The organism is Pedobacter hartonius, assembly GCF_900107535.1.
GTDB lineage: Bacteria > Bacteroidota > Bacteroidia > Sphingobacteriales > Sphingobacteriaceae > Pedobacter > Pedobacter hartonius.
Genome location: NZ_FNRA01000040.1, coordinates 1 through 1,377 on the forward strand (window position 1 = coordinate 1; position 1,377 = coordinate 1,377).

The window sequence follows — 1,377 nt, forward strand, 5'->3', positions numbered from 1 at the left end:
TGGGAGTGTAAAGTGAACTGTGTCAACATCACTTCTTCCTAGGTGGAGGCTTCTTCAGCCTCCACCTAGGAAGAAGTCGCCGAAGGCTTTCAATCGATCACCAAATTTAATGTGCAGCTGCGACATTGTCAAGCCCCAATTCCAGATAGGCATTGTCCACTTTTTAGAGAAGTCTCTGTAGGCTAGGTATACGAGCTTTAATAGTGACTGATCTGAGGTAAAGGCACCCTTTGTTTTAGTTATTTTGCGGATTTGACGATGCATTCCCTCAATTGCGTTAGTGGTGTAAATGACCTTTCTGATTTCTGCAGAATATTCAAAATATGTAGAAAGATTCGTCCAATTATCTAACCAGCTCTTAACAGACAGTGGATATTTTTTACCCCATTTATCTTCAAACTCCAGTAACTTTTCATATCCCTGCTCTTGATTGATGGCCTTATAAACAGGCTTTAGATCAGCAACGACAACCTTTTTATCTTTCTCTGGTACATAACGCAGGCTTGTTCGAATCTGGTGGACAATGCATAACTGCACCTGTGTCTTGGGGAATACTGCCGCTATCGCTCCAGGAAAGCCTTTTAGTCCATCTATGCAGGCAACCAGGATATCATCTACACCGCGCTGCTTTAAATCAGTAAGTACAGAGAGCCAGAATTTAGCGCCCTCATTTTCTGAAAGATAGACGCCGATTAAGTCCTTTTTTCCGGCACGGTTAACCCCCAAAATATTATAAACTGCACGGGATTCAACGCCTCCGCTTTCGCGCACTTTATAGTGCATACAATCCAGAAACACAAAAGGATAGACCGCTTCTAATGGTCGGCTCCGCCATTCATTCATCGCTGGAATAATCCGGTCTGTGATGTTTGATATCTCTGTTGCTGAAATATCCATTGCATACATTTCCTTTACATAATCAGAAATATTGCGGGTACTCATTCCACGAGCGTACATCGCTATTACATTGTCTTCCAGCTCCTCTGTAATGATTAACTGGCGTTTAGCGACAATTTTAGGTTCAAAAGTACCATTGCGATCCCGCGTGCTTTCCAGTTCAAATTCCCCGGACTGCAAACTGCGAACGGTCTTCTTTGTCTTTCCATTGCGTCGGTTGGGATCATCAGTAGCCTTGCTTTCCTGGAGATGGTTATCCAGTTCTCCCTCGAGCATAGATTCCAACAAGTGCTTTAACATTGGGGCGAAAACACCATCGGTGCCACCCATCTTCTTGCCTTGATAAAGGCCTTCCATAGCTTCATTCTTGAAGCGCTCAAAATCAAATGGTTCTTTATTTTTCATCGCGTCCTAAGTATTACTAAATTACTTATTTTAACTCTAACTTTTTAGAGTTGACACAGTTCACTTTACAGTCTC

The 1,377-nt window shown here is 42.6% G+C and carries 1 protein-coding gene; it reads right to left on the reverse strand.

Annotation, left to right across the window (positions count from 1 at the left end):
- Positions 1–54: 54 nt before the first annotated feature.
- Positions 55–1,302 carry an IS256 family transposase gene (locus BLW16_RS22860; RefSeq protein ID WP_090560200.1) on the reverse strand — a complete coding sequence of 416 codons (1,248 nt, stop codon included), beginning with the start codon at positions 1,300–1,302 and terminating at the stop codon, positions 55–57.
- Between the last annotated feature and the right edge of the window lie 75 nt (positions 1,303–1,377).

Coding starts and splice junctions, on each gene's coding strand:
- BLW16_RS22860 (WP_090560200.1), bottom strand. CDS start 1,302: ATGAAAAATAAAGAACCATTTGATTTTGAGCGCTTCAAGAATGAAGCT.